Annotated in this window: 16 protein-coding genes; 13 read left to right on the forward strand and 3 right to left on the reverse strand. The window is 39.1% G+C overall.

Annotated elements, in window-relative coordinates; genetic code table 11:
* The first annotated feature begins 171 nt into the window (after nt 1-171).
* The 4 genes from cshA to ACVRZH_RS05620 all read left to right on the forward strand — a co-directional run bounded on the left by cshA (nt 172) and on the right by ACVRZH_RS05620 (nt 3,656).
* Entirely contained in the window at nt 172-1,758 is a 1,587-nt protein-coding gene (gene cshA / locus ACVRZH_RS05605) for a degradosome RNA helicase CshA (RefSeq protein ID WP_447454320.1), read from the forward strand.
* Nucleotides 1,759-1,864: 106 nt separating this feature from the next.
* Entirely contained in the window at nt 1,865-2,275 is a 411-nt protein-coding gene (locus tag ACVRZH_RS05610; RefSeq protein ID WP_447454321.1) for a GNAT family N-acetyltransferase, read from the forward strand.
* 11 nt (nt 2,276-2,286) lie between these two features.
* Nucleotides 2,287-3,024, forward strand: coding sequence for a potassium channel family protein (locus tag ACVRZH_RS05615; protein WP_447454322.1), 738 nt, complete (start codon nt 2,287-2,289; stop codon nt 3,022-3,024).
* A gap of 116 nt (nt 3,025-3,140) precedes the next feature.
* A complete protein-coding gene (locus ACVRZH_RS05620) occupies nt 3,141-3,656 on the forward strand; it encodes an HdeD family acid-resistance protein (RefSeq protein ID WP_447454323.1) in 516 nt (171 codons plus the stop codon).
* A gap of 75 nt (nt 3,657-3,731) precedes the next feature.
* Here the strand turns inward: ACVRZH_RS05620 and ACVRZH_RS05625 are convergent, their stop codons facing one another.
* Both ACVRZH_RS05625 and ACVRZH_RS05630 read right to left on the reverse strand, forming a co-directional pair.
* On the reverse strand, nt 3,732-4,472 hold the full coding sequence (locus ACVRZH_RS05625; RefSeq protein WP_447454324.1) for an amino acid ABC transporter ATP-binding protein: 741 nt from the start codon (nt 4,470-4,472) through the stop codon (nt 3,732-3,734).
* Nucleotides 4,472-6,655, reverse strand: coding sequence for an ABC transporter substrate-binding protein/permease (locus tag ACVRZH_RS05630; RefSeq protein WP_447454325.1), 2,184 nt, complete (start codon nt 6,653-6,655; stop codon nt 4,472-4,474). The genes ACVRZH_RS05625 and ACVRZH_RS05630 overlap by 1 nt, the downstream gene beginning before the upstream one ends.
* A gap of 178 nt (nt 6,656-6,833) precedes the next feature.
* Here ACVRZH_RS05630 and ACVRZH_RS05635 point away from each other — a divergent pair, with 178 nt between their 5' ends.
* The 4 genes from ACVRZH_RS05635 to ACVRZH_RS05650 all read left to right on the forward strand — a co-directional run bounded on the left by ACVRZH_RS05635 (nt 6,834) and on the right by ACVRZH_RS05650 (nt 10,973).
* A complete protein-coding gene (locus tag ACVRZH_RS05635) occupies nt 6,834-7,754 on the forward strand; it encodes a CPBP family intramembrane glutamic endopeptidase (RefSeq protein ID WP_447454326.1) in 921 nt (306 codons plus the stop codon).
* Between the two features lie 84 nt (nt 7,755-7,838).
* Nucleotides 7,839-9,833 (forward strand): excinuclease ABC subunit UvrB, encoded by a 1,995-nt coding sequence (gene uvrB / locus ACVRZH_RS05640; protein WP_447454327.1) that lies wholly within the window; start codon nt 7,839-7,841, stop codon nt 9,831-9,833.
* 36 nt (nt 9,834-9,869) lie between these two features.
* The gene (locus ACVRZH_RS05645) at nt 9,870-10,343 is read left to right on the forward strand and encodes a GNAT family N-acetyltransferase (protein ID WP_447454328.1); all 474 of its coding nucleotides are present in this window, start codon (nt 9,870-9,872) and stop codon (nt 10,341-10,343) included.
* A gap of 6 nt (nt 10,344-10,349) precedes the next feature.
* Nucleotides 10,350-10,973, forward strand: coding sequence for a tetratricopeptide repeat protein (locus ACVRZH_RS05650; RefSeq protein WP_447454329.1), 624 nt, complete (start codon nt 10,350-10,352; stop codon nt 10,971-10,973).
* A 104-nt stretch (nt 10,974-11,077) separates the two neighbouring features.
* Here ACVRZH_RS05650 and ACVRZH_RS05655 read toward each other — a convergent pair whose 3' ends face one another.
* Nucleotides 11,078-11,458 (reverse strand): hypothetical protein, encoded by a 381-nt coding sequence (locus ACVRZH_RS05655; protein WP_447454330.1) that lies wholly within the window; start codon nt 11,456-11,458, stop codon nt 11,078-11,080.
* Nucleotides 11,459-11,883: 425 nt separating this feature from the next.
* On the opposite strand from ACVRZH_RS05655, the gene pheS reads away from it, so the two are divergent.
* The 5 genes from pheS (at nt 11,884) to smc (ending at nt 20,817) form a co-directional block, all read left to right on the forward strand.
* Complete coding sequence (pheS, locus tag ACVRZH_RS05660; RefSeq protein ID WP_447454331.1) at nt 11,884-12,927, forward strand: phenylalanine--tRNA ligase subunit alpha; 1,044 nt, start codon at nt 11,884-11,886, stop codon at nt 12,925-12,927.
* Between the two features lie 33 nt (nt 12,928-12,960).
* Nucleotides 12,961-15,366, forward strand: coding sequence for a phenylalanine--tRNA ligase subunit beta (gene pheT, locus ACVRZH_RS05665; RefSeq protein WP_447454332.1), 2,406 nt, complete (start codon nt 12,961-12,963; stop codon nt 15,364-15,366).
* 222 nt (nt 15,367-15,588) lie between these two features.
* Nucleotides 15,589-16,197, forward strand: coding sequence for a CPBP family intramembrane glutamic endopeptidase (locus ACVRZH_RS05670; protein WP_447454333.1), 609 nt, complete (start codon nt 15,589-15,591; stop codon nt 16,195-16,197).
* Between the two features lie 382 nt (nt 16,198-16,579).
* On the forward strand, nt 16,580-17,275 hold the full coding sequence (gene rnc, locus ACVRZH_RS05675) for a ribonuclease III (RefSeq protein WP_447454334.1): 696 nt from the start codon (nt 16,580-16,582) through the stop codon (nt 17,273-17,275).
* Nucleotides 17,275-20,817 (forward strand): chromosome segregation protein SMC, encoded by a 3,543-nt coding sequence (smc, locus tag ACVRZH_RS05680; RefSeq protein ID WP_447454335.1) that lies wholly within the window; start codon nt 17,275-17,277, stop codon nt 20,815-20,817. Before rnc ends, smc begins: the two co-directional genes overlap by 1 nt.
* Nucleotides 20,818-21,060 lie beyond the last annotated feature (243 nt).

The raw sequence follows: 21,060 nt of genomic DNA on the forward strand, positions 1-21,060 counted from the left end.
CTGGTGATGTATCAACATATTATGACGGATAGCGTTATGAAAACGTATTATTCTATAAATCAAGGTTAAATCCTATCTAATTTTTGGAATTATGTTATACTAGTAACGTTGTAAAAAACAAAAAAAGCGTGATAAGGCAGCTTCGCACTGCCTTTTAGAAAAGAGAAAACATTGAAATTTAACGAATTACAGTTATCGGAAGACATTTTACTTGCTGTCGAAAAAGCAGGTTTTGAAACACCATCTCCTATTCAAGAGATGACCATTCCCCTCGCCTTAGAAGGTAAGGATGTTATTGGACAAGCCCAGACAGGTACAGGGAAAACAGCAGCCTTTGGTTTGCCAACTTTAAATAAGATTGATGTTGATAATCCAGCTATTCAAGCCCTTGTGATTGCACCAACACGCGAACTTGCCGTCCAAAGCCAAGAGGAACTTTTCCGTTTTGGTCGTGAAAAAGGTGTTAAAGTTCGCTCAGTTTATGGTGGTTCTAGCATTGAGAAACAGATTAAGGCTCTGAAATCAGGAGCGCATATCGTTGTGGGAACACCAGGTCGTTTACTTGACCTTATCAAGCGTAAGGCTCTAAAACTAGATAAAATCGAAACCTTAATTCTTGATGAGGCTGATGAAATGTTAAACATGGGCTTCTTGGAAGATATTGAAGCCATTATTTCACGTGTACCAGAAAGCCGTCAGACGCTGTTATTCTCGGCGACAATGCCAGAACCAATCAAGCGTATTGGTGTTCAGTTTATGAAGCAACCTGAACATGTTAAAATTGCGTCGAAAGAATTAACAACAGAGTTGATCGACCAATATTATATCCGTGTTAAAGAAAATGAAAAATTTGATACGATGACACGATTGATGGATGTTGACCAACCTGAATTATCTATCGTTTTTGGTCGTACTAAGCGTCGTGTTGACGAATTAACACGTGGATTGAAATTACGTGGTTATCGTGCCGAAGGGATTCACGGAGACCTTGATCAAGGCAAACGCCTTCGTGTCCTTCGTGACTTCAAGAGTGATAACCTTGACATCTTAGTTGCAACAGACGTCGCAGCTCGTGGACTAGATATCTCAGGTGTTACCCATGTTTACAACTATGATATTCCACAAGACCCAGAAAGCTATGTTCACCGTATTGGTCGTACAGGTCGTGCAGGTAAATCAGGGCAATCTATTACCTTTGTATCGCCAAACGAGATGGGCTATCTAGCTATTATCGAAGAATTAACGAAAAAACGCATGACGGGTATGCGTCCTGCAACAGCAAAAGAAGCCTTTGAAGCAACCAAAAAAGTTGCTCTCAAGAAGATCGAACGTGATTTTGCAGATGAGACTATTCGGGCAAACTTTGATAAATTTGAAGAAGATGCTGCCAAATTAGTAGCAGAGTTCTCTCCAGAAGAATTGGCGAAATACATTTTGACATTAACTGTTCCAGATCCTGAAACCATGCCAGAAGTTGAAATCGCAGGTGAAAAACCATTACCGTTTAAGTTTGCTCCAGGTCAAGCTAAGGGTAAATCAGGTCGTGACCGTAAGGGTGGTCGCAATCGTCGCGATGGCGAACGTGGTGGCTACAAAGGTGACCGCAGACGTGGGGATAGAGATAAGGACGGTCGTGAATTTAAGCGTAATTCTAATAAAAACCGTAAAGATTTCTACAATAAGGACAACAAAAAACCACATCGTACCTCTAGCGAAAAGAAAAATGGCTTTGTGATTCGTAATAAAGGCGAGAGATAGGCTAGCTAAATTCTGATTAATAAACCTCACAACAATCTGCTGTGAGGTTTATTTTTATGCTATTCTTTGTTAAGATAGAAGTAGGCATTGTTATGGAGGTGGAGTTATGATTCGTCTGATAGAGACAAAAAAGTTTGAAGATGATCAATTGATTAAGTTGTATGGTCAAGTGGGATGGACCAATTATACCCAACAACCTGAACGCTTAGTTGAAGGTATTGCGAATAGTCTATATTGTATAGCGGCATTTGATGAGCATAAGCTTGTTGGTTTATGCCGTTTGGTTGGCGATGGTGTCACTATTATGTTTGTCCAAGATATACTTGTGTTGCCATCTTACCAACGTCAAGGGATTGGCAAGGCTTTGTTAGAGAAATCTTTGGAGCGTTTTTCAGACTGCTATCAAATTCATCTGTTGACGGATAATAGTCCTAAGACAAGGCAATTTTATCAGTCGATCGGTTTTAGAGAGGTTTCAGAGATTGATTGTGTGAGCTTCACCTATTTGAATCGATAATAGGAGTTAATATGACAAGAAAAGAACATTTATTTGACATAATTGAAGTCGGAAAAAAAGATACGACATTAGCCCGTGCTTACGATATTGTTATGGTCTTGGTTATCGTAGTGAGTTTCTTTCCTTTAATGGTCAAGGGAAGAATGAGTGGGGCATGGTCACTTTTTGAATGGGTCCCCTTTGCTATATTTGTGATGGATTATCTTATTCGTTGGTATACGGCTGATTTATATCTCAAAAAAGGCATAGCATCCTATTATTACTACCCTTTTACTAGGTGGGCGATACTTGATTTGCTTTGTATTTTGCCCTATATCAGCTTGATGAGTGGTGGCTTTGTCTTGTTAAAATTACTCCGCCTATTTAGGTTTTTACTCTTACTCAAAATCATTAAGTATTCTACAAATATGCAGCTCATGCTAAAGGTGTTTAAAAAGCAAAGAGATGCCTTGTTGGCGGTTATTCTTTTGGCGATTGGTTATATCTTAGTCACATCGATTTTGATTTTTAACGTTGAGCCAGATACCTTTGATACTTTCTTTGATGCGATTTATTGGGGGACTGTTTCTTTGACAACTGTGGGATATGGTGATATTTATGCTACAAGTGTTATCGGTAAGGTGGTTACCATGTTATCTGCTTTTGTAGGGGTTGGTATCGTTGCTTTACCAGCAGGTATCTTAACAGCAGGTTATATGGAAGAATTGACAATCAGTAGAGAAAAACGTCATCACTCACGCCATAGATAGTTCTTATTAGACATTCTGTACATAACTGTATAAATACCCTGCTTTAATGGGCAATTTCATTGTCTTTTAGTTAATAGTCAGCTAAAATGGATGAATATTAAGTTAAAGGAGATGTTATGATGCGTTCAGAAAAGCTTTTAGCACTTTTATCAGGTTTATTATATAGTATATCAGCTATTTATTTGATGGTTAATCCAGCTGCCAACCTTCTTGGTATGAGTTGGTTGTTAGCCTTTAGCGTCTTACTTGGTGGGGTATCAGAGATTGTCTTTTATTTTAAACTCCCTAAGTTCATTCGTGATGGCTGGAAATTGTTATCTGGTGTGATGACTCTTGTTTTTGGGGTATTCTTGTTATCAGGAGGCTTTGTAGCCTTGCCAGTGGTCCTACCAACGCTGATTGGAATCTGGTTGCTTATGTTTAATGTCACACGATTGGTACGTGCTTTTCAAATTCGTCGGATTTTACTACGTTTGAGCAATTACCTACTTGTGACAGGTATTCTTGGTCTATTGTTGGGTATCCTTTTGGTGAACAATCCTATATTTGGTAGTTTGTACGTTGCCTATCTTATTGCCTTGTCATTCCTTTATCAAGGCATTACCCTTATTTTAGATGCATTCAAAGCATAAAATGAACTATCCTAAAAAGATTTTATAGGATTAATGACAAATAGAGCTGGGCTTTTGCCTAGCTCTATTTACTATTTAGACATTTAAAACTTTGTTTAAGAAATCTTGAAGACGAGGGTGTTGTGGGTTATCAAAGATTTCTTCAGGAGTTCCATCTTCTAAGAACTCACCACCGTCTGTAAAGATAACGCGGTTTGCAACTCGTCTAGCAAATCCCATTTCATGTGTCACAATCAGCATGGTCATTCCTTGCTCTGCTAAGTCTTTCATAACTTCAAGAACATCTCCAACCATTTCCGGATCAAGAGCAGAAGTGGGTTCATCAAAGAGCATGATATCTGGATTCATTGCTAAACTACGAGCAATTGCTACGCGTTGTTTTTGACCACCAGATAGGCTATCTGGGTAGGCATCACGTTTATCAGCTAGACCAACTTTCTCAAGGAGTTCCATCCCATTCTTCTCTGCTTCAGCCTTAGTGAGTTTACCCAGTTCTACTGGTGCAAAGGTAATATTATCAAGGACAGTCATATGCGGGAAAAGATTGAAGTGTTGGAACACCATGCCGATATTTTCACGCGCCTTGTCAACATTAGTATTTTTATCAGACAAATCAAAGCCATCAACGATTACCTTACCGCTTGTAATGGTTTCAAGCAAGTTAAGCGTTCGTAAGAAAGTTGATTTACCTGAGCCTGAAGGACCGATGATACAAACAACATCACCTTCATAGAATTGCGCAGTGATACCTTTTAAGACTTCGTTTTCCCCATAATACTTGTGTAAATCTTGTACATCAATTTTTAATTCAGCCATTATTTAGCCCTCTTTTCTAAACGTTTTGCTAAGCGTGTTAAGAAGGTGATAATCACCAAGTACAACACTGCTAGTATAGCATACATGCGGAAACTTTGGTAGTTTCGTGCAATGATAATTTTACCAGTTTGGAAGAGTTCAACTAAACCAATTGCTGAAATAATTGTTGTATCTTTTAATGAGATAACAAATTGGTTGATAAAGTTTGGTAACATGAGTTTAAAGGCTTGTGGTAGGATAACCTTTCTCATTGTTGTTGGGTAGGAAATACCAAGACTTCGAGAAGCTTCCATTTGTCCAGAAGGAACAGCCTCGATACCACCACGAACAATTTCAGCGATATAGGCACCACCGTTGAGTGATAGAGCAATCGTACCAGCGACAAAGTCATTGATTGGACTCTGTTGGCCTGTTAGTGATTCAATAAGGTTTGGGATGCCCCAGAAGATAAAGGCAGCAACGATCATCAATGGAATACCACGAATCACATCAACAAAGATAGAAGCGATCACACGAGGTGCTTTGGCTGGTGAAACACTCATCATACCAAAAATAACACCGATGATAAGAGCAAGTGAGAATGATACTAAGGCAAGTGCCAATGTTGTACCAAGTCCACTGAGTAATTGTTTGTAGTTATTGGAAATCAAACCTGCAATTGTTGTTTCGTCAACGGTTTTATCAGTAGCTGTTTCGTCTTCTGAGAAGTAGCGATTCATGATTTTATCATACTTACCAGATTTAACCAAGTTTGCAAGACCATTGTTGAACATTTCAATCAGTTCTGGGTTAGTCCCTTTTTTAACAGCGAATCCAAGTGAACCTGTTGCAATACCAGGAATCGGAGTTTCAAAGTTACGACCTTGTTTGATAGCATAGAGGAGAACAGATTCATCATCCATCATTGCAGCGATTGACCCTGAATTTAAACTGTCATACATCGAAGATGCTTCGTCAAAGGCTTTTACTTTAAAGCCGTATTTATCAGCATTCTCTTCAAGGAAGCTATATGATGACGTTCCATTTTTAGCACCAACCAGTTTCCCAGCCAAATCCTCATAAGATTTAACTTGACTTCCTTTTTTAACAGCAAGAATAATATTTGATGTGTAATAAGGGTCTGAGAAATCAAAGATTTCCTTACGAGCATCTGTAATAGTCATCCCTGCAATAACCCCATCAGCTTGTCCAGACTGAACGGTATTTAGGGCAGCATCGAAACCTGGATTTGAAATAGTGATGGTGAAAACTTGTTGTGCTGCGATAGCCTTGATCATCTCCATATCAATACCAGTGTATTCACCTTGGTCGTTCTGGAATTCAAATGGAGCAAATGATGAGTCTGAGACAATGGTGTAGTGAGCTTTTATTGGTGTTGCTTTTGCAGATGCGTCCCCTGTTAATAGTAATGCCTGTGAAGGCGCAGCAGATGTTTCATCAGATAACCATTTTTTAAGAATCGCCTCAAGTCGTCCATCTGCTTTCATGATTGCTAATGCTTCATTAAAGTCATTGACAAGGTATTCATATTGGCTTCCTTTTTTAACGGCAAAGGCAAAACTACCGATGGCTTCACCATCCATAGAAATCTTAAGGTCTTGTCCTTGTTTGATAGCATACTGAGCGACAGCGTAGTCATCCATTACGGCATCGACAGAGCCAGTAGCAAGTGAGTTGTACATTAAATCGCCAGTATCATAGACTTTGATGCTGAAGCCATATTTTTCTTGATTTTCTTCTAGGAAAGATTGTGCAACTGAACCGTTTTTAACGCCAACAACCTTATTTTTGAGTTGTTTGTAATCTGTTATTTTTTGCTTTTTTGTAGTAATGATCACTATTTTAGTATCGTAATAAGTATCGGAAAATGTAAATACTTTTTTACGAGCTTCTGTGACAGTCGTACCTGCCATTAATGCATCAGCTTGTCCAGATTGAACAGCATTAACAGCTGCATCAAAACCAGGGAAAGCCATGTTATAATCCCATTTTTTGATTTTAGCAACTTCGGTAATGATATCAACGTCAATACCTTTATAAATTTGATCTGTGTCTTTAAATTCAAATGGTGCATAAGTCGAATCTGAAACAATATCAATGATATCCTCAGCTGATACTGTAGATGTCAATACACTTAACACCGAGATAACTGCTAACATAAAAGTTTTAAAATACGTTTTCATATTAGCCTCCCTTCTAAAATGTAGCCTTCATTATATCAGAAAGACTATTTGATAACAAGTTTGATGTTATAAAATATGACATATACATAAAAATAAATGCATCTATTGAAATATTTAGTTAATATGTTAGAATAAATTAAAAAGTTCTCATAAAATATTTAAAAAGGAGATGATATCTATGGAAGAAACAACTATTTTTAAATTGGTTAAAAATGCTAAAGTCATTCCACCAGTTGTTTTCGCACCGCTTTTAGCCTTCCTATTTCTACTCGTTGGAGAGATTCTCGCTATTCTGATTAATTATTTAGTTATTGTATTGTTTTCGCTTGATTTAGGTCTGTTAACGGAGCCATCTGATTTAAGACTATCTCTCTTTAATTTTGCTTTTATCAGTCTTATCATCTTTTTATGGGTAAGATTTGTCGAGAAACGTTCGATTAGGGATTTAGGGTTCTTCCGCCAAAATGCTCTAAAAGAGCTATTATATGGGTCCTTGATTGGTTTAGGAATGTATGTCTTTGCCTTGTTCTTGATTTTTATATCTGGCGGTGTCACTTTGACAGGTTTTGATTTCTCTTGGAAGACTATGATGAGTGTTCTTATGATTATTCCATTTTGGTATATCCAAGGTGGAACAGAGGAAATTTTAACAAGAGGCTGGTTATTTCCTGTGATGACTAATCAGTCAAATTTAAAAGTAGGATTAGTGGTCTCTAGTTTATTCTTTGCGTTTCTTCATGTGGCAAATCCAGGCTTGACCTTTTTATCGTTTATCAATTTGATTTTGTTTGGGATTTTTTCAGCTCTTTTAATGATAGAACGTCGTAATATTTGGGTTTTGGTTGGTGAACACGCTATTTGGAATTTTGCTCAGGGCAATCTCTTTGGTGTTGAAGTATCGGGGACTAAAACACCTTATTCTATTCTGTCATTTGCTACTACAGATAAGCCGGCATGGTTGACAGGGGGATTATTTGGTACTGAAGGAAGCATTTTGACTAGTTTGGTATTACTTTTAGGATGTTTTTACCTCTATCGTCGTATTGATTTAAAGGCAATTGAATTATCTTTAAAAGAAGATGATATTGAAACTGCTTAAGCTTGGAGTTTGACTCCAGCTTATTATTTTTATGGAAGTGTTGTTCTATGTTAAAATAATGAAGAGAGATAAGAGAGGTATGATATGATTGAACGTGTAACAACAAATCAGTTTAAGTTAGTATCCAAATATAGTCCATCAGGAGATCAGCCACAGGCTATTGACACCTTGGTTGATAACATTGAGGGTGGTGAGAAGGCACAGATTTTGTTAGGGGCGACAGGAACAGGAAAGACTTATACCATGAGTCAGGTGATTCAAAAGGTTAATAAGCCGACTCTTGTGATTGCCCATAATAAGACCTTGGCAGGTCAGCTTTATGGTGAATTTAAGGAGTTTTTTCCTGATAATGCTGTTGAGTATTTTGTGTCGTACTATGATTATTATCAACCAGAGGCCTATGTGCCGTCTAGTGATACCTATATTGAAAAAGACAGTTCGGTCAATGATGAGATTGACAAGTTGCGCCACTCGGCGACCTCAGCTTTACTTGAACGTAATGATGTGATTGTCGTTGCTTCAGTGTCATGTATTTATGGTTTGGGGTCGCCTAAAGAGTATTCAGATAGTGTGGTGAGTTTGCGTCCAGGTCAGGAAATCTCACGCGACAAACTCTTGAATGATTTAGTCGATATTCAGTTTGAACGCAATGACATTGATTTTCAACGGGGACGTTTCCGTGTACGTGGTGATGTTGTTGAGATTTTTCCGGCTTCTCGTGACGAACATGCTTTTCGTGTCGAATTTTTTGGTGACGAAATTGACCGTATTCGTGAGATTGAAAGTCTGACTGGTCGTGTGCTAGGTGAGGTTGACCATTTGGCGATTTTCCCGGCAACGCACTTTGTGACCAATGAAGAGAGTATGGAAGCATCTATTGCCAAAATCCAAGCTGAATTGGAGGAGCAGTTGGCTGTCTTTGAGGCAGAAGGGAAATTATTGGAAGCGCAACGTTTGAAACAACGGACGGAGTACGATATTGAGATGTTACGTGAGATGGGCTACACGAACGGTGTTGAAAATTATTCACGTCATATGGATGGTCGTAGTGAAGGTGAGCCACCTTTTACCTTGTTGGATTTCTTCCCAGAGGACTTCTTGATTATGATTGACGAAAGTCACATGACCATGGGGCAGATTAAGGGGATGTTTAATGGTGACCGTTCGCGTAAGCAGATGTTGGTTGACTATGGTTTTCGTTTGCCATCGGCTCTGGATAATCGTCCCTTACGCCGTGAAGAGTTTGAAAGTCATGTCCATCAAATTGTCTATGTGTCTGCTACGCCAGGCGACTATGAGATGGAGCAGACCGACACCATTGTTGAGCAGATTATCCGTCCAACAGGATTGTTAGATCCAGAAGTCGAGGTTAGACCAACTATGGGGCAAATGGATGACTTGCTTGGTGAGATCAATGCGCGTGTTGAGAAAGGTGAGCGTACCTTTATCACGACCTTGACCAAGAAAATGGCAGAAGACTTGACAGATTATCTCAAAGAAATGGGTGTTAAGGTCAAATACATGCACTCTGATATTAAGACCTTGGAGCGTACGGAGATTATTCGTGATTTGCGTCTAGGAGTTTTTGATGTGTTAATAGGGATTAACCTGCTTCGTGAGGGGATTGACGTTCCTGAAGTGAGTTTGGTTGCCATTTTAGATGCTGATAAAGAAGGATTCTTGCGTAATGAACGTGGATTGATTCAGACCATTGGTCGTGCTGCCCGTAATAGCCAAGGCCATGTGATTATGTATGCGGATAAGATGACCGAGTCCATGCGAAAAGCCATTGACGAAACAGCTCGCCGTCGCCAAATTCAGATGGCTTATAATGATGAACATGGTATCATTCCACAGACCATTAAGAAAGAAATCCGTGATTTGATTGCCATTACTAAATCAAGTAAGAGTACTGAAGTTGCTGAGGCAGCTGTTGATTATAGCACGATGACCAAGAAAGAACGCCAAGCCACCATTCAAAAATTGCAAAAAGAAATGCAGGCGGCAGCAGAAGTGCTTGATTTTGAGTTGGCTGCACAACTTCGAGACATGGTGCTTGAGTTGAAAGCGATGGGGTAAGAGTGAAGGCTGCCATTCTTAATTGGAGGTACTGATATGATACAGATCAAATTGTTAGAGACAGACGATGATAAAGAGCAAAAGGCCTATGTCCATTGGCAAACTTGGCAAGAGACCTATGAGAAGTTGCTGCCGAGTGATGTTATGGAGACATATACGCTTGATAGATGTCGTGATTTAACCTTTAGGTACCCTGACAATACCTTGATTGCTACAATAGATGGTAAAGTGATTGGATTTGCTAGTTTTGGCTTGACAGATAATGACCAAGGGGAAGTATTTGCCATCTATCTCTTGAAGGACTATCATGGACATGGTTTGGGCTACCAACTGTTACAGGCGACTTTAGAAAAATTAAGACCAGCAAAGACCGTTAGTCTTTGGGTATTGGCTGACAATAAGCCTGATATCTCTTTTTATGAGAGATGTGGTTTCGTTTTTCAAGGTGAGACCAAGATAGTAGACTTTGGTATCCCTATGCTAGCAAATCGGATGCTATTGGAAAGGTGAATGAATATGACAGAGAATCTTGAAAAAGCTTGGAACTTATTTATTGATGGTCACAATCGAGAAGCTAGGCAGTTAGTTGAAGACGATTTTCATCTTGAAGCGTGTCAAGACTTTAGCTATCTGAATTTGATGGCCTATCTCTACCTCGCTGATGAGGAAACCGAACAAGCAAGAGCTGTTATGATGACCTATATCAATTTGGCACGTCAAGCGTCAGATAAGGAGAATGAGCATATCGGCTTACATCAGTTAGCCATGATTTACAGAGAACAAGGGCATTGGCAACAAGCGCTTGAGCTTATTGAGGAGGAAAGACAGATTATTTTGGAAACATTCTCAGATGATGCCCTCAAGCAATCTGTCAATGCTTATGAACGTGGCTATCTCAAATGGAAATTAGGCTTAACTGAAAAAGGTTTGTCTGAGATGGAAGCGTCACTGGCTTATGCCCTGGAGACCGATGATGAGATAGCCCAAGCTTGTGCTCATAGAGGATTAGGAGAGATTTATGCGTCGTTGGATGACAAAGAAGTCTCAAAACAGCATTTTGTAAAAGCCCTAACCTTATTTGACAAGGCGGGAGATAACATAGGCAAGGGTGAGGTTGAAGAAATGATGAGAATTGTTTGAGTGGGTTTTACGACATAATGATTTAGTTGATTTTAAAAGCGCCCTTAAATGAACAAGGACGCTTTTACTATGTACAAAAGTTTTTGATTGTGGGCAAAAAAACATTATTGTTCCAAAAAATGATTTTTGAGCGCTTTTTTGACGTCTTTGACATTTGCGCTATTAGGCCCATTAAGAGAACCATCAACCCCATCTTTTATGGCTTGGGGGACATCAGAGAAATCCGAGTCGGGATTTTTACTTGTCCAATAACCAGCCCCTGTAGAAAAAATTTTATCTTCAGCATGGCTAAAATAACTATCAATATACTCTTCAGTGACTTCGGTGCCATTTGCTTCGATTTTTTCAAATTGCTTGATCATATTTGAAATAGTATAGTTTTCTTGTGTGTCGTCTGCTACTACATTACGATTTGAATAGACAAGAATAAACGTTGAACAAACGGCTATCATGAGACCAATGATTATTAAAAAACGTTTTTTCATACTAAATCCTCCTGTATTTTGAGAGTTATAAGTTCCTCCTTTCTAGCTACTCTCTTTTGCAATGTCATGATATACCTTTCTGACTAAAAAATCAAATATTTATATGCTGGTGTGTAGATATAGTATAGTGAAATATTATTATGAACCTATCGCATCTCCCCCTTGCCACAAAGGGCTAAGCGTGGTATGATAGTAGTAATTGAATAGTGTCTTAGAGACTAGTAACCTTATGGCAATCTAACAGGGAGTGTGGGGCGTGACTGGAAACCCACTAGATGAAAGTTTGGCGAATTCACTCAATACATAGACAAAGAATTAAGGTCTGCTGATGGCGGATGAAAACGGATGGTACCGCGTGTCAACGCTCCGATAGTTAATTGGAGCATTGGCATGCTTTTTATTGTCAGTTTTAGAAAGGATATCATATGGATTTACAAGCACAATTAAAAGAGTTGCAAACATCAACTCAGGAACAACTCAAAGCGATTAAGGTTGAGAATGCTAAGGAGCTACAAGACCTTCGTGTCAAAGTTTTAGGTAAAAAAGGCTCATTGACAGAATTACTCAAGGGCTTAAAAGATTTATCTAATGAGCTTCGCCCGCTGGTTGGTAAGCAGGTCAATGAAGTACGAGATGTATTGACAAAAGCTTTTGATGAGCATGCGACTTTGTTAGAAGCAGCGCTGATTGAAGCACAGTTGGAGAAAGAAAGTCTTGATGTGACCTTACCAGGTCGTCCAATGCAACAGGGCAATCGTCATGTCTTAACACAGATTAGTGAAGAGATTGAAGATATTTTCTTAGGGATGGGCTTCCAAGTTGTTGACGGTTTTGAAGTGGAAAAAGATTATTATAACTTTGAACGCATGAACTTGCCAAAAGACCACCCTGCCCGTGATATGCAAGACACCTTCTACATTACGGAAGAGATTCTATTACGCACGCATACCAGTCCTGTGCAAGCGAGAACCTTAGACGAACACGATTTTGCCAAAGGACCTTTGAAGATGATCTCTCCAGGTCGTGTTTTCCGTCGTGATACCGATGATGCAACGCATTCACATCAGTTCCACCAAATCGAAGGCCTAGTTGTTGGTGAAAACATTTCAATGGGTGATTTGAAAGGAACACTTGAAATGATTATTAAGAAGATGTTCGGTGAGGAGCGTAAGATTCGTCTCCGTCCATCATACTTCCCATTTACTGAACCATCAGTTGAGGTTGATGTGTCATGCTTTAAGTGTGGTGGTGATGGCTGTAATGTATGTAAAAAGACAGGTTGGATTGAAATTCTCGGCGCTGGTATGGTACACCCACGAGTGCTTGAAATGAGTGGTGTTGATGCTGAGAAATACTCTGGTTTTGCCTTTGGTCTTGGTCAAGAGCGTATTGCCATGCTTCGCTATGGAATCAATGATATCCGTGGATTCTATCTTGGTGATAGCCGTTTTACAGAGCAATTCAAATAAGCCTCAAAAATCATAGAAAAGTGGAGAAAATGTATGTTAGTAAGTTATAAATGGTTAAAAGAACTGGTTGCTATTGATGTGCCAGTTGCTGAATTGGCAGAAAAAATGTCAACAACGGGTATTGAAGTTGAAGGCGTGACATCACCAGGTGCTGGTTTGTCTAAAATTGTGGTCGGCGAAGTCGTGTCATGTGAAGATGTCCCTGAAACACACTTACACCTTTGTCAAGTGAATACAGGTGAGGAAGAACTACGTCAAATCGTCTGTGGTGCTCCAAATGTCACAGCGGGTATCAAGGTAATGGTTGCCCTGCCAGGTGCTCGTATCGCAGATAATTATAAGATTAAAAAAGGAAAAATCAGAGGCTTAGAATCTCTAGGTATGATTTGTTCGTTGGGTGAGCTTGGGATTTCAGACTCAGTTGTGCCTAAAGAATTTTCAGACGGTATTCAAATCCTCCCAGAAGATGCTGTCCCTGGGGATGACGTGTTTAAATACCTTGATTTAGATGATGAGATTATCGAACTCTCTATTACACCAAACCGTGCAGATGCTCTTTCCATGCGTGGTGTTGCCCATGAAGTTGCTTCTATTTATGGCAAATCAGTTCAATTCCCAGAAAAAGTCTTAACAGAAACCAACAAGCTAGCTTCTGAACGTATTTCAGTTGAGATTGCTTCAGATAAGGTTTTGACCTATGCAGCCCGTGTTGTTGAAAATGTGACCATCAAGCCAAGTCCACAATGGCTTCAAAACCTATTGATGAATCAAGGGATTCGTCCAATAAACAACGTGGTGGATGTGACAAACTATGTTCTTCTCTACTTTGGTCAACCAATGCATGCCTTTGATTTGGATAAGTTTGAGAGCGATAAGATTGTTGCACGATTAGCTAAAGAAGGTGAGCGCCTCACCACTCTTGATGGTTTTGACCGTGAGTTGACGACAGACGATATTGTGATCACTGTCAATGATAAACCAGTCGCACTTGGTGGTGTGATGGGTGGTCAGTCAACAGAGATTGATAATCATTCGAAAAATGTTGTGCTTGAAGCCGCTGTGTTCAATGGTAAGTCGATTCGTAAAACATCATCACGTCTTAATCTTCGTTCAGAATCATCTGCCCGTTTTGAAAAAGGCATTAACTATGATACTGTTTTAGAAGCATTGGATTTTGCTGCTGCAATGTTAGCTGACTTGGCAAATGGTGAGGTGCTTGAAGGACAAGTGACAGCTGGTAGTTTAGATAGAGAGCCAGTACAGGTTTCGACTAGCCTTGATTATGTCAATCGTCGTCTAGGAACACAATTAGATTATGCTGAGATTGAGCGTATTTTTGCGCAACTTGGTTTTGGTTTAGCTGGTTCGGCTGAAGCATTTACAGTATCTGTCCCTCGTCGTCGTTGGGATATCAGTATCCAAGCCGATTTGGTTGAGGAAATTGCACGCATCTACGGCTATGACCTGTTACCAACAACCTTGCCAGAAGCGGGTGGAACGGCTGGTGAGCTAACTCCTACTCAAAAATTACGTCGTAAGGTGAGAACCTTGGCTGAAGGTGCAGGATTGACAGAGGTCATCACCTATGCTCTGACAACTCCGGAAAAAGCCCTTGCCTTCACCCCTAAGCCAAGCCATCTGACAGAATTGATGTGGCCAATGACGACAGAACGTTCTGTCTTGCGTCAAAGCATGGTATCAGGATTGCTAGATACTGTGGCATATAATGTCGCTCGCCAAATGAAAAATCTTGCCATCTATGAAGTTGGTAAAGTCTTTGAACAGACTGGCGATAGTAAGAGTGATTTGCCAAACGAGTTAAATACCTTTGCTTTTGCCATGACAGGTTTTGTTGCTGAAAAAGATTTCCAAACGCCAGCGACGCCGGTTGATTTTTACCATGCCAAAGGGATCTTAGAAACTCTCTTTGCTAAATTAAGTGTTGAAGCGACTTATGTACCGACAAAAGAGTTGAACGGTATGCACCCTGGGCGTACAGCTCTCATCTATGTTGGTGAGACCTTACTTGGTTTCCTTGGACAAGTTCATCCTCAGTTAGCTAAGGAACAAGATTTGCCAGAGACCTATGTGGCAGAAATCAATCTGACAGCTCTGGAAGCAAGTCTATCAACAGGTTATGTCTTTGAAGAGATTAGCAAGTTCCCAAGTATGACACGTGACATCGCCCTCTTGGTTAATCAAGACGTTACTCATCAAGACATTCTTGATGCTATTGCTAAGGTTGGCAATAAACGTTTAACTTCTATCAAACTTTTTGATATTTACGTAGGAGCAAATCTAGGCGAAGGTAAAAAATCAATGGCTTATAGCTTGACCTTCCAAAATCCTTCAGATAGCTTAACAGATGACGAAGTCAGCAAGTATATGGACAAAATCACTGCTAGCTTGGTTGCTGAAGTCGGCGCTGAAGTGAGATAAGCTGTTTATCGAGTGACTAGGCAAAAAGCCTAGCACAACTAATCGGAGTTCGTATCGCCATCTCAACTGTGAGGGAAGGCAATACGAACTTTTTTAGTTAGTATCTTGTCTGATGATTAGTTGTTTGTTATAATAAGATTTAAAAATAACATATCATTATGTGTAATGGACCAAATATGTAAAGATGCTAACTACATTTTAGCACCAAAGGAGAACGAAGTTATGGTGATGAGAGTCGTTTATTTAGCACTTGTCTTTTTAGGGTTATTGTCAACAGGACTATTATTTGCTATAAATGGTGGTGATTTTCACCAAAACCAGTTGGCATTTCTCACTGTTAGTATTCTTGTTCTTGCTATTTTGCTCATGTTTGCTTTGAGATTAGGCTTAGAAGACTATCGTCCTCTTACTCGTCATGATTGGCTGGTGATTATTGGAGTTGTTGTGTTTGTATTTGTAGGGGGTAAAATCTATTCTTCTATCATTCCATTTCGTTCTGGTGCAAGTGAAGGCATTAGTGACAGTTTAAAAAATGGTTATACGGTTTCCTTAATTGTCAACAGTTGTCTCTTTTCGCCAATTTTGGAAGAGTTAGTCACTAGAGTATTCTTACAAAAAGGTGTCTTTCATAATAGCTTACTAGGAGTTGTGATGGTATCATCCCTTTTTTCGTTACTCCATTTTCCATATAATATATGGACCTTCGGTTATTATTTCATGATGGGATTCGCTGTTGGTTATGCTTATCGTCAACGGAACAATATGCTTATCCCGATAGTTTGTCATATTGCGCTTAATAGCCTAATCTCTGCTGTTGCTTTTTTGTTATGACCTTTGCTATCTTATCAGCAATGGACTGAAAGCTAATGAAGTTGATAATTTGCTATAAATTTTCCAAAAATGGTTAAAGAATAGGCTTTCGAGCCTTTTTTTGATATAATAAATAGGTCGATAACCTTTGCCTTTAGGACTGTTATGAAAAAGTCTAAGTTTGATAGACATTTCCTTGTCCAAATAAGAGTTGTGCACAAAAAGGGTTGAGGGACTATTTTGTCGTGGCACCTCATAACACGACCTTCATTTGTACGAAGGATAAAAGGTCATTTCTTTTAGAAATATTATGTTAGAAGAATGGCTTAAATGATGTCTTTTGAGATAGTGCTATTTGAGCATAAAAAGCTATATGCTAGGTTATGACATAGAAAGGATTCTTATGAAAGCATTAGAACAGCAATTAGCGACTGATTTTGGAATTGTCTTTAAAGATAGACGACTCCTTGAAACAGCTTTTACCCACACCAGTTATGCCAATGAACATCGCCTCCTAAAAATTTCACATAATGAGCGTTTGGAATTTTTAGGAGACGCCGTTCTGCAATTGATTATTTCACGCTATCTTTTTCAAAAATTTCCCAATAAAGCTGAAGGGGAACTCTCTAAAAGACGTGCTATGATTGTCCGCGAAGAGAGCTTAGCAGATTTTTCGAAAATATTAGGCTTTGATAAGCACATCAAACTTGGAAAGGGCGAGGAAAAGTCAGGTGGTAGAGAACGTGCAACGATTTTAGGCGATTTATTTGAAGCGTTTTTAGGGGCTCTCCTAATGGACTCTGGTATTGAAAAAGTCGAAGCATTTTTAAATCAAGTGATGATTCCTAAGGTAGAAGAAGGCAATTTTACTAAGGTGAAGGATTACAAGACGACTTTACAAGAGTTGCTGCAGGTAGAAGGCAATATTCAAATTGATTATGACATCATCGAGGAATCAGGACCACCACACGATAAAACCTTTGAAGTCTTGGTTAGTGTTAATCAAAAACCTATCAGTAAAGGTCTTGGAAAATCTAAAAAACTCGCTGAACAAGATGCCGCTAAGCAAGCGCTCGATTATTACAAGCGAGGTCATTAATGTATTTAAAAGAAATTGAAATGCAGGGCTTCAAGTCTTTTGCAGATAAGACAAAAGTTGTTTTTGACCAAGGCGTAACGGCAGTTGTCGGCCCTAATGGTTCAGGTAAGAGTAATATTACAGAGAGTCTTCGTTGGGCTTTGGGAGAATCGAGTGCTAAAAGTTTACGTGGTGGCAAAATGCCTGATGTTATTTTTGCAGGGACGGAGACACGTAAACCTCTTAATTATGCTCAAGTAGCTGTCACTTTAGATAATAAGGATGGATTTATTCCAAATGCAGGCGATGATATCCGTGTAGAACGCCATATTTACCGTAATGGTGATAGTGATTATTTGATTAATGGTAAAAAAGTCCGCTTGCGTGATATTCATGATTTGTTCATGGATACTGGCTTGGGTCGTGATTCCTTTTCTATCATTTCTCAGGGGCGTGTCGAAGCTATTTTTAATAGTAAACCAGAGGAACGACGTTCTATTTTTGAGGAGGCTGCTGGGGTTTTAAAGTATAAAACCAGAAAAAAAGAAACAGAAGGCAAGCTTAAGCAAACACAGGATAATCTCGATCGTCTGGAAGACATTATCTACGAGTTAGATAATCAGTTGAAACCACTTAAAAAACAAGCAGAGATTGCTCGTCAATTCTTGTCACTGGATAAGGATAGGCAAGATTTACATTTGGCAATTTTAGTTGAAGATATCAGGCATTATAAGACAACCTTAGCTACCTATGAGGTCTCTCATCAAGAACTTAAGCAGGCTTTGCAAGACTATGAGGTTAAGAGAGGAAGCCTTGAGGTTTCTAACCAACAGCTAAAAGAAAGACGTCATCAATTATCTAACAATATTGACCAACAACAGTCTCAGTTGTTACAATTAACCAATTTAATTGCTGACTATGAACGCCGCATTGAGATTATTCAATTGGAGTCCAGTCAAAAAGCTGAAAAGCAAGCTTCTGCTAAAGAGCAGTTAGCAGAGTTAGAAGTCATAAAATCACAGCTACAGGCTGATGTGACAGCTAAAGAAACTAAGCTAAATGACCTTTTATCAACGAAGTCATCTTTGGAACAGGAAATAGCAAAGCTTGAAGAAGAATTGAAACGTTTTGCGACAAGTCCTGAACAATTGATGGATAAGATTAGGGATGATTTCTTAGCTTTGATGCAAAAAGAATCGGATATTTCTAACCGATTAACCTTAATTGAGAGTGATTTAAGCAAAGAGGAAGAGCGTTTAGCTAATCGAGAAGATGAGTTAGGACAAATCAAGTCAGAGTTAGATGTTTTGGCTAAGGAAGATTTGGTAGCTAAAGAGAAACATAATAGCTATCAAAAACAGCTTGCAGAATTAAGAAAGCAATACCAAATCCAATCTAAGCATTATGATAGCTTGAAGCAGACGTATCAAAAGGAGCAGGAACTCCTGTTTAAGCAATTAGATGAGATAAAATCAAAAGAGGCTAAAAAACAGAGTTTAGAATCTATTCAAAGAAATCATAGCCAATTTTTTGCAGGTGTTAAGGCAGTTTTACAACATCAAAAAGAGTTATCGGGTATTTTAGGGGCAGTTAGTGAACATTTAAGCTTTGAGCGCCGTTATCAAACAGCTTTGGAAATTGCTCTTGGAGGTAGTAGCCAACATATTATTGTAGCTGATGAAAAAGCTGCCAAGGCTGCGATTGCTTTCCTAAAACAAAATAGACAGGGGCGCGCGACTTTTTTGCCTTTAACAACAATTAAAGCACGATTCTTATCACCTGTTCAGTCGACTCGTCTTTCAGATAGTCAAGGTTTTCTTGGTATGGCTAGTGACTTGGTGACTTTTGCACCAGAGTTAAGACATATTTTTGAAAATTTACTTGGGGTAACAGCTATTTTTGATACGATTGACAATGCTAATAAGGCTGCTAAAGTCTTGAATTATCAAGTACGCATAGTCACCTTGGATGGTACAGAATTACGTCCAGGTGGGTCTTTTGCGGGTGGTGCTAATAAGCAAAATAGCACGGTGTTTGTCAAACCTGAACTAGATGCTCTGACCGCTGAATTAACTGTTTTGAAGGCTAATATGAAAGAGCAAGAACAGGTGATTAGCCAATTAAAAGTGCAACTCATGGCATCAGAGGATGAGTTGGAACAACTTAAAGAAGAAGGTGATCGTACCCGTTTTGCTGAGCAAAAGTCTGAAATGGAGAGTCAGCAGTTATCTCAACGCTTATCAGAAGTTGAAGAAAACTATCAAAAATTGATGGCTAACCAAGCTTCTACGCACATCGCAACATTGCTTGAGAATAAGCAAAATCTGTCTGAACAGTTGACTTTTATTGCTCAGGATAAAGAACGTTTAAATCAAGAGATGTTGGAGCTTCGTGATAACAAGGAAGCGATCTCAGCTAAATCCTCTAGCTTACAAGAGCAATTATCTGAAAAACGTTTAATGGAACGTGAGATATGGAGCGAGCAACGTTTCATTCAAGCAGATTTAAACCGTCTTCAAGAAGACCTTGAGAAAAATCAGCTTGTCATATCACGTACACAGGAGATTTTACTAGATAAGGGTGATTTGTTGGATAAGGAACAACTTCCGCAATTATCATCAGATTTAGAAAAGGCTAAAGCACGCTTGAATGATGATACAGCTTATCTCTCTGAACTCAAAGACCAGCTATTACAATGTGATCAAGACTTGGAACTTGTTTCAAAGGAATTAACCGAAATCAATAAGTCTAACGAGGGGCTTATTCGCCAACAAGCTCATTTGGAAGCAGATATGGAGCAGGTATCGGAAAAACTTAGCTCTTTTGCAAAAAGCTTATCGGAAGAGTATCAGTTACATTTTTCTGAAGCTCAAGAAAAGGTTGAGTCACTAGATAATATTGACTATGCTAGAACGCAATTAATAGATTTAAAACGTCAGATTAAAGCATTGGGCCCTGTGAATTTAGAAGCTATTACACAGTATGATGAGGTCACTGAGCGACTGACTTTCCTTAGTGGTCAGAAAACCGATTTGGATCAGGCAAAAGACCTATTATTATCAACCATTAGAGAAATGGACGATGAGGTTAAGGCAAGATTTAAGACAACATTTGAAAGTATTCGCGAGAGCTTTAAGCAGACCTTTACGCAAATGTTTGGTGGTGGCTCAAGTGATTTGATACTGACGGAAGGAGACTTGCTGACAGCAGGTGTTGAGATTTCTGTTCAACCCCCAGGTAAAAAAATTCAATCTCTAAACCTAATGAGCGGTGGTGAAAAAGCCTTGTCTGCTCTAGCACTTTTATTTGCAATCATACGGGTGAAGACCATTCCATTTGTGATTTTAGACGAAGTAGAAGCAGCACTAGATGAAGCCAATGTCAAAAGGTTTGGTGATTATCTGAACCGTTTTGACAAATCAAGCCAGTTTATCGTCGTGACGCATCGTAAAGGCACCATGTCTGCAGCAGATAGTATTTACGGCGTCACCATGCAGGAGTCTGGCATCTCCAAAGTTGTTTCTGTAAAATTAAAAGAAGCAAACGAATTGATAAAATCCTAAAGAGAGAAACTTGATTAAAGAAAAAAGCCCAGAGTATTTTAGATATTCCGTTTACAAATGCTGAGTGTAGTTATTGTTTTTGCTGGCAATATATGTTCGTGACAGCAGAAAAATAGGGCTCTTTGTCAACTGTAGTGGGTAGATGAAAAGCTAACATCTGGAGAGAATCAGATTGGTTCTCTCCTTTTTGATGTTCAAGGCAATCAAAATCCTTCTTTTAAAGTTGTCAAAGTTTCGGAATCC

It is taken from the genome of Streptococcus fryi (genome assembly GCF_053206505.1).

Excerpts from the sequence above, each read along its gene's own strand:
- ACVRZH_RS05625 (WP_447454324.1), bottom strand. The coding sequence starts at position 4,472 with ATGGCTGAATTAAAAATTGATGTACAAGATTTACACAAGTATTATGGG.
- ACVRZH_RS05635 (WP_447454326.1), top strand. The coding sequence starts at position 6,834 with ATGGAAGAAACAACTATTTTTAAATTGGTTAAAAATGCTAAAGTCATT.
- smc (WP_447454335.1), top strand. The coding sequence starts at position 17,275 with ATGTATTTAAAAGAAATTGAAATGCAGGGCTTCAAGTCTTTTGCAGAT.
- uvrB (WP_447454327.1), top strand. The coding sequence starts at position 7,839 with ATGATTGAACGTGTAACAACAAATCAGTTTAAGTTAGTATCCAAATAT.
- ACVRZH_RS05610 (WP_447454321.1), top strand. The coding sequence starts at position 1,865 with ATGATTCGTCTGATAGAGACAAAAAAGTTTGAAGATGATCAATTGATT.
- ACVRZH_RS05620 (WP_447454323.1), top strand. The coding sequence starts at position 3,141 with ATGATGCGTTCAGAAAAGCTTTTAGCACTTTTATCAGGTTTATTATAT.
- ACVRZH_RS05615 (WP_447454322.1), top strand. The coding sequence starts at position 2,287 with ATGACAAGAAAAGAACATTTATTTGACATAATTGAAGTCGGAAAAAAA.
- pheT (WP_447454332.1), top strand. The coding sequence starts at position 12,961 with ATGTTAGTAAGTTATAAATGGTTAAAAGAACTGGTTGCTATTGATGTG.
- ACVRZH_RS05645 (WP_447454328.1), top strand. The coding sequence starts at position 9,870 with ATGATACAGATCAAATTGTTAGAGACAGACGATGATAAAGAGCAAAAG.
- ACVRZH_RS05630 (WP_447454325.1), bottom strand. The coding sequence starts at position 6,655 with ATGAAAACGTATTTTAAAACTTTTATGTTAGCAGTTATCTCGGTGTTA.
- rnc (WP_447454334.1), top strand. The coding sequence starts at position 16,580 with ATGAAAGCATTAGAACAGCAATTAGCGACTGATTTTGGAATTGTCTTT.
- pheS (WP_447454331.1), top strand. The coding sequence starts at position 11,884 with ATGGATTTACAAGCACAATTAAAAGAGTTGCAAACATCAACTCAGGAA.
- ACVRZH_RS05650 (WP_447454329.1), top strand. The coding sequence starts at position 10,350 with ATGACAGAGAATCTTGAAAAAGCTTGGAACTTATTTATTGATGGTCAC.
- ACVRZH_RS05670 (WP_447454333.1), top strand. The coding sequence starts at position 15,589 with ATGGTGATGAGAGTCGTTTATTTAGCACTTGTCTTTTTAGGGTTATTG.
- ACVRZH_RS05655 (WP_447454330.1), bottom strand. The coding sequence starts at position 11,458 with ATGAAAAAACGTTTTTTAATAATCATTGGTCTCATGATAGCCGTTTGT.